Origin of the sequence: Thermococcus sp. PK (genome assembly GCF_000430485.1) — an archaeon.
Taxonomy (GTDB): domain Archaea; phylum Methanobacteriota_B; class Thermococci; order Thermococcales; family Thermococcaceae; genus Thermococcus_A; species Thermococcus_A bergensis.
This window is the reverse complement of the sequence record NZ_KE387150.1, coordinates 31,630-37,347: the sequence shown is the minus strand read 5'-3', so window position 1 is coordinate 37,347 and position 5,718 is coordinate 31,630. Positions and strand designations below refer to the sequence as shown.

The following is a 5,718-nucleotide window of genomic DNA, read 5'->3' as shown; positions in this document are numbered from 1 at the left end:
ATTCTGATACTGTCAGGATAACTGGGGTATCACCTCCTGAAGCCATTCAGTCACATCACCCGGAGGCCTATCAAACCTAGAATGAATTCTGACAAAATTATACCAGAAGGCAAACAGAAAAACAAACCTATGAACTCTCCTCCAGTCTTTACCCCTGAAATTATTCCAGAAACGCTTCGTCCTCTCCTTCAACGTCCTAAACCAGCGCTCAACACTGTTCCTCGGCCCGAAAGTCACATGCAGATAACCCAACCTCAAACTCTTAAAAGCAGACTTATACCAGCTCGCCCTGTCAACCAGAAAGACAGGCTGCCCTTCACACGACTTTAAAACAACCAGAATGAAATCCCTGGCAACCCACCAGTTTCTAACAGTCGTAATCCAGACTGCTAAAACTTCCTTGCTCTCAACGTCAATTGCAGCCCAGAGGTATCTTTTCTTCCCGTTGATTTTTATTACTGTTTCGTCAACTGCGATGAAGTTTCGCTGTTTTTTGACTGCGAGGATTTTTGGCTTGTAAACTGCTTCTGCTATTTTTTGAATGGCTTCCCAGACGGTTGTGTGGCTGATTCCGAGGATTCTGGCGGTTTGCCTGTAGCTTAAGCCGTTTAGGTACAGGGTTATTGCCCTGATTTTCTTTTCTGGTGGGATTTTGTTTCGGCGAAAAGGTTTTAAGGCTGAAATTAATCGGTAGATAATGGTTTCGGCTTGCATGTTCCCCCCTTTCTTTTTCTGTGGTAGTGTCTGGGATTTAAACCTGACGCCCCACTGCTTATCCTGACAGTATCCCTATTCTAATGAAAAGCTTTTTAACCCCTAATCTTTGAATGTGAGTGAAAGCAAAAATTTAAATAAGGCTTTACTAATCGGGCATTAGTTGGGCTTTTCACGTTCACAAATTAGGGAGGGGTTAAGAATGGCAAGAAACAAACCGTTGGCAAAGAAGCTCCGCTTGGCAAAGGCAGCTAAGCAAAATAGGAGAGTACCTGTTTGGGTTATTGTGAAAACCAACAGGAAGGTTTTGACTCACCCCAAGAGGAGATACTGGAGGAGAACCAAGCTTAAGGAGTGATGTGAGATGGCGGAAGAGAGAATTTACGTTGTTCCTATTAGAAAGGTCAAGAAAATCGTCCCAAGATGGAAAAGAGCACCAAGAGCCGCTCGCTTTGTTAGAGAGTTCATAGCCAGGCACACAAAGGCAGATGAGGTCATAATAGGCACAGACGTTAACGAAAAGATCTGGGAAAGAGGCATTGAGAAGCCACCAAGCAAGCTCCGCGTCAAGGTAACCATCGAAGAGAGGGAAGGCGTCAAGGTGGCTGAAGTTCACCTTGCTTGATTCTTATATTTTCCAATGAGGGAAAACCGAGGTGTGGAAATGCACATTGAAAGACTTGACTTTGAAAACTCACCATATCTTGGGGTATTCGGCTTGGCTACTGATAAGTTTGCCCTAGTTAGGGAAGGGCTTCCAGAGAAGAAGCTTGATGTCCTCAGGGAAGTTTTAAAGGTTCCTGTTATTGAAACCAGCATAATGAAGTCCAGGATAGTTGGAATTTTCGCTGCCGCAAACTCAAATGCTATTGTAGTCCCCTATTACATCTGGGACTCCGAACTTGAGCACATTAAAACTTCCCTAGAAGAGAACGGGCTGGATGTTAGAGTTGAACCCGTTTTGAGCAAGCTTACTGCCTTTGGAAACCTTATACTTGTGAACGATAAAGCTGCTTTGATAAGCTCGAAGTTTACGAGGGAAGAAGCAAAGCAGTTTGAAGATATCTTTGATGTCGAAGTTGAGAGGGGCATAATAGCTAGCTACCACGCCGTTGGGAGCGTCGGGGTTGTTACAAACAAAGGAGGTCTTGTTCACCCCGAGGCAACTGACGAAGAACTTGAATGGCTTAGAGACCTATTTAAGGTTGATATTTATGTTGGAACCGCTAACATGGGTGTCCCCTTTGTGGGCTCATGCATGATTGCAAACTCCTTTGGTGTTGTAGTTGGCCACCTTACAACGGGTCCTGAGATTGTTAAGATTGAAGAAGCGTTAGGGTTTTTGGGGTGAGGGACAATGGAAGTTAAGGTGTTCAGAGTTAATGGAATCTTCGAAAAGAACGGAAAGAAGTTCAAGTTTACCAAGGAGTACAGGGCTCTAAAGCCAGAAGACGTCAAAGAGCTCGTCCTTTCAGAAATCGGAAGCAAGCACCGCGTTAAGAGGTCAAAAATATACATACAGGGCATTGAAGAGATAAAGCCGGAAGAAGCTGAGGACATAGTGGTTAGAAGACTCAGCCTGGAACTCGCTTGATATTTTATCTTTTTTAACCAACACCCTTAAAAACTTCTTCAGTTACTCTTTTTTGGTGATGGGAATGGAAAACAGGGAACAACTTGAGAGGCTGGCTTATGAGTATCAGCTTTTACAGGCCCAGGCAGAGCTTTTAGCTCAGAACCTTGAACTTTTAACCCTTGGGAGGAACGAGTTTCAGGCAGTGAAGGAAACCCTTGAGAGCTTAAAGAACGTTGAAGAAGAGAATCCTGAAATCTTAGTTCCAATAGGGGCTGGTTCGTTCTTAAAGGGAAGGATAGAAGACAAGCACAATGCCATAGTTAGCGTTGGTTCCGGTTATGCGATTGAGAAGAGCTTGGATGAAGCTATAACTTACCTTGATGAAAGAATTAAAGAATACGAAAGTGCCATCGCCAAGACTCAGGAGGCACTGCATCAGATACAGCACAAGCTCCAGGATCTTGCTCAAAAAGCCCAAGAGTTGCAGCAAAAGCAGGCAATGAGCTTCAAAGTCCCCAAGGAGTAGCTTCTTCCATTGGAGTGGCCTCAAACTCAATTTCTTCTTTTATATCCGGTCAGAATGGAATATCAAGTGATAGCTATCTGCAAAATTTCAGAAAAAGGCCGTACGAGCTTTTTGTTTTTCTCTTCAAAAATGAAAGCCTGGAATCAGAGGTGAGGACTACTTTCCTCATTGACTTTTCCCCTATACCACTCAATTGTTCTCGATAGCCCGTCTTCAAGTGAATACTCCGGCTTGAAACCAAGCTTTCTGATTTCGCTTATATCTGCCTGGCTGTGCCTTATATCGCCGGGTCTTGGCTTATCAAAGACAATTGAGCTTGAAGAATTCGTGGCATCGATAATTTTGAGCGCAAGTTCAAGTATTGTGGTTCGCTCTCCTCTAGCAACGTTGAAGACCTTTCCATTTGCCTTACTGCTTTCGGCAGCAAGGATGTTTGCTTTTACAACATCTTTCACGTAAATAAAGTCTCTTGTCTGCTTTCCATCGCCGTAGATTATTAATGGTTCCTCTCTAAGGGCCCTGTTTATGAAGATGCTTATTACACCGGCATATTGATTGTAACCCTGCCTCTCTCCAAAGACATTGAAGTACCTCAGGCTTACGGTTGGGATTCCATAAAGCTCGTAAAAGACCTTACAGTAGTATTCTCCGGTTATCTTCGTCACACCGTATGGGGACAAGGGTTTAGGGTTTTCGCTCTCTTTGAGTGGAAGGTTCTGGTTGTCTCCATAAACTGCGGCAGATGAAGCAAATATCAGCTTTCCATGCCCCTCACTCAGGGCTTTTAAAATGTTTAAAGTGCCGAGAACGTTTATCTCCTCCGTGAGAATTGGCTTCTCTACACTCTCAACAACGCTAACCAAAGCAGCTTCATGAAAAACATAATCCGCTTGAGAGATCAGCTCGGCTATGCTATGATAGTCCCTTATATCCGCTTGAATGAACTTCACATTTGGCGGAACATTCTCAACTTTACCGGAATAAAGGTTGTCTATCACTATTACCTCGTTTTCTTTGCTGAGTTCTTCAGCTATGTGAGAGCCTATGAACCCTGCCCCTCCGGTGACCACAATTAGCTTGTTCTTCATCATTGACCTCCCTCATCCCGAGTTGTCTTATTATGGAAATTTATAATTTGCGGGTTGTCATTTGCCCTTTTGGAAGGACAGAAAAATTAAAAAGTAAAGATTTTAATGTCTTGCTCATTGGAGAAAGCCATATGCTGCAAAAACTTTTATTCTCCCGTTGCTAAATTCTTTGACGAGTTTGTATTTGCCAGACTCCTCTATGTCTTCCAGCATGATCTTGTCTATGTTAGTTTTATACTGCCACACAATCAAATCAAACTTGCCCTCCCTAATGCTGGTTTTTATGTGGTCCGTTGGGAGCAGCTGATAGACCTTTGCTTCAGGGAAGTAATAACCAGCCAGCATGTAAAGCCTCGGACTTACTCCAATGACTCTTGGACTGAAGTTCTCGCTGGCATATTGAAAAGCCCTTCCTTCCTCAAGGTACTGACCGTCCCATGCTTGTTTATATTGAAGCGAGTGATAGGTAGATGACGCAAGGGCGATCCCTATAACAATGACTAAAAAGACCTTTTTGAGTCTATTTTGAGATGGGACATATTTGGAAAATAGCTCGCTAACTAAGAAAGCTCCCTGTGCACAGAGTATTCCCGCAAGAGGCATTAAGAAAGTCAGAAATCTCACTTCTTTGTGTGTAACGGTCAATATTCCCGCAAGACCAACGGCTCCCCAGCTAATTACTAACCATCCTACATTGTCTTTTTCAAGGCTTCCAAACCCTAAAAGGATTAGTATTGCAAGTGGAATTCCAAGGGTTTCTAGAACCCAGCTGAGGTATTCAAATGCTGAAACCGGTGTATCCAGTGTAATGACCCTCGTTGCAATTGAAAATGGCCTAAGGGCCCCTCCATAGTAGAGATGGCCCAAATACAGCCAAGGTGCGAGAGTTAAAGCTAAGAGTGCAAATCCTACGTAAGTTTCTTTTTTCTTGAGCCAGTCCCAGTGGGAGACCAAGTACAGATACGCTATAAAGACCCCGATTATTGAAAGCCCTGTATAGCGGGTTAAAATCGCCAGGCCCGCGGATACAAATGATGCGTAGAGCATTTTGGCGTTTCCATCTCTATACCCTTTGTATAACAAAAATACTGCCAAGGTATAGAAGAACGAAAATTCGCTGTGAACTAAAGCTCTATTTGACATTGTGAAGCTCAATGGATTCAGGATATAAAATAGGCTTGCAACCACACCCTTTTTCTGGTCCTTAAAAAGCTCCACTGTAAATATATACACTAGCGCGGCGGTTAAGGCGTAGAAAACTGCAGAAACTGTTCTTGCTATCTCTAAATGATATTCGTAACCAAAAATGCGATAGAATATGGAGAGCGTATAGGGGTACAGAGGAGGGCGGTACATCATGTAAACTCCCTGGTACGTAAAGTTTGAGGGGCTTTTTGCGAGGTTTCTTGCAACGTTAATGTATAGGCCCTCATCGTAGGTTATACTCAACTTGGGGGGCTTGAGAAGTAAGCCCAAACACAACGCCAGTAGAAATATAGAAGCCAAAATCACCCTGCTTCCAGCGATATCCTTTATTTTATTGACCTGCATTTCTCATCCCTCCAACAGTAGCAAAGTAAGCTGAGCCCATTAAAATACCAAAGTTCAAAGCGTCAAAGCCATTTTCAATTGCTAGGATTAAAAAGGTCAAGCTGAGAGCTCTAAACATAGGCATCACCCTAGTTCCCATTAGATCGTTAGAGTTATAAGCACTTAAGTCTTTTGGTTGATTGGTGGTTGTTATGAACTTTCAGCAGGAAATCCTGATCATAAAATCCGAAATCTATCCGATAATCAGCAAACACTACCCGAAA

At 43.2% G+C, this 5,718-nt stretch carries 9 protein-coding genes; 5 read left to right on the top strand and 4 right to left on the bottom strand.

Features of this window, described 5'->3' with window-relative positions:
* Window positions 1-12 precede the first annotated feature (12 nt).
* A complete protein-coding gene (locus THEPK_RS08300; RefSeq protein WP_042700930.1) occupies window positions 13-714 on the bottom strand; it encodes an IS6 family transposase in 702 nt (233 codons plus the stop codon).
* A 202-nt stretch (window positions 715-916) separates the two neighbouring features.
* Here THEPK_RS08300 and THEPK_RS08295 point away from each other — a divergent pair, with 202 nt between their 5' ends.
* The 5 genes from THEPK_RS08295 (at window position 917) to pfdA (ending at window position 2,816) form a co-directional block, all read left to right on the top strand.
* Window positions 917-1,072: a 50S ribosomal protein L39e gene (locus THEPK_RS08295; RefSeq protein WP_042700928.1), complete on the top strand. Its 156-nt coding sequence runs from the start codon at window positions 917-919 to the stop codon at window positions 1,070-1,072.
* Between the two features lie 6 nt (window positions 1,073-1,078).
* On the top strand, window positions 1,079-1,339 hold the full coding sequence (locus THEPK_RS08290; RefSeq protein WP_004067921.1) for a 50S ribosomal protein L31e: 261 nt from the start codon (window positions 1,079-1,081) through the stop codon (window positions 1,337-1,339).
* Between the two features lie 39 nt (window positions 1,340-1,378).
* The gene (locus THEPK_RS08285; RefSeq protein WP_042700925.1) at window positions 1,379-2,065 is read left to right on the top strand and encodes a translation initiation factor IF-6; all 687 of its coding nucleotides are present in this window, start codon (window positions 1,379-1,381) and stop codon (window positions 2,063-2,065) included.
* 6 nt (window positions 2,066-2,071) lie between these two features.
* Window positions 2,072-2,308 (top strand): 50S ribosomal protein L18Ae, encoded by a 237-nt coding sequence (gene rpl18a, locus THEPK_RS08280; RefSeq protein WP_042700920.1) that lies wholly within the window; start codon window positions 2,072-2,074, stop codon window positions 2,306-2,308.
* A gap of 64 nt (window positions 2,309-2,372) precedes the next feature.
* Window positions 2,373-2,816, top strand: a complete 444-nt coding sequence (gene pfdA, locus THEPK_RS08275) for a prefoldin subunit alpha (RefSeq protein WP_042700918.1) — start codon at window positions 2,373-2,375, stop codon at window positions 2,814-2,816.
* Between the two features lie 143 nt (window positions 2,817-2,959).
* Here the strand turns inward: pfdA and THEPK_RS08270 are convergent, their stop codons facing one another.
* The 3 genes from THEPK_RS08270 to THEPK_RS13680 form a co-directional block, all read right to left on the bottom strand.
* Window positions 2,960-3,907, bottom strand: a complete 948-nt coding sequence (locus THEPK_RS08270) for an SDR family oxidoreductase (protein WP_042700916.1) — start codon at window positions 3,905-3,907, stop codon at window positions 2,960-2,962.
* Window positions 3,908-4,018: 111 nt separating this feature from the next.
* Entirely contained in the window at window positions 4,019-5,455 is a 1,437-nt protein-coding gene (locus THEPK_RS08265) for an ArnT family glycosyltransferase (protein ID WP_052315930.1), read from the bottom strand.
* Complete coding sequence (locus THEPK_RS13680; RefSeq protein ID WP_255346965.1) at window positions 5,442-5,573, bottom strand: hypothetical protein; 132 nt, start codon at window positions 5,571-5,573, stop codon at window positions 5,442-5,444. The genes THEPK_RS08265 and THEPK_RS13680 overlap by 14 nt, the downstream gene beginning before the upstream one ends.
* Window positions 5,574-5,718: the final 145 nt, after the last annotated feature.

Excerpts from the sequence above, each read along its gene's own strand:
- THEPK_RS08300 (WP_042700930.1), bottom strand. The coding sequence starts at position 714 with ATGCAAGCCGAAACCATTATCTACCGATTAATTTCAGCCTTAAAACCT.
- THEPK_RS08295 (WP_042700928.1), top strand. The coding sequence starts at position 917 with ATGGCAAGAAACAAACCGTTGGCAAAGAAGCTCCGCTTGGCAAAGGCA.
- THEPK_RS08290 (WP_004067921.1), top strand. The coding sequence starts at position 1,079 with ATGGCGGAAGAGAGAATTTACGTTGTTCCTATTAGAAAGGTCAAGAAA.
- THEPK_RS08285 (WP_042700925.1), top strand. The coding sequence starts at position 1,379 with ATGCACATTGAAAGACTTGACTTTGAAAACTCACCATATCTTGGGGTA.
- rpl18a (WP_042700920.1), top strand. The coding sequence starts at position 2,072 with ATGGAAGTTAAGGTGTTCAGAGTTAATGGAATCTTCGAAAAGAACGGA.
- pfdA (WP_042700918.1), top strand. The coding sequence starts at position 2,373 with ATGGAAAACAGGGAACAACTTGAGAGGCTGGCTTATGAGTATCAGCTT.
- THEPK_RS08270 (WP_042700916.1), bottom strand. The coding sequence starts at position 3,907 with ATGATGAAGAACAAGCTAATTGTGGTCACCGGAGGGGCAGGGTTCATA.
- THEPK_RS08265 (WP_052315930.1), bottom strand. The coding sequence starts at position 5,455 with ATGCAGGTCAATAAAATAAAGGATATCGCTGGAAGCAGGGTGATTTTG.
- THEPK_RS13680 (WP_255346965.1), bottom strand. The coding sequence starts at position 5,573 with ATGTTTAGAGCTCTCAGCTTGACCTTTTTAATCCTAGCAATTGAAAAT.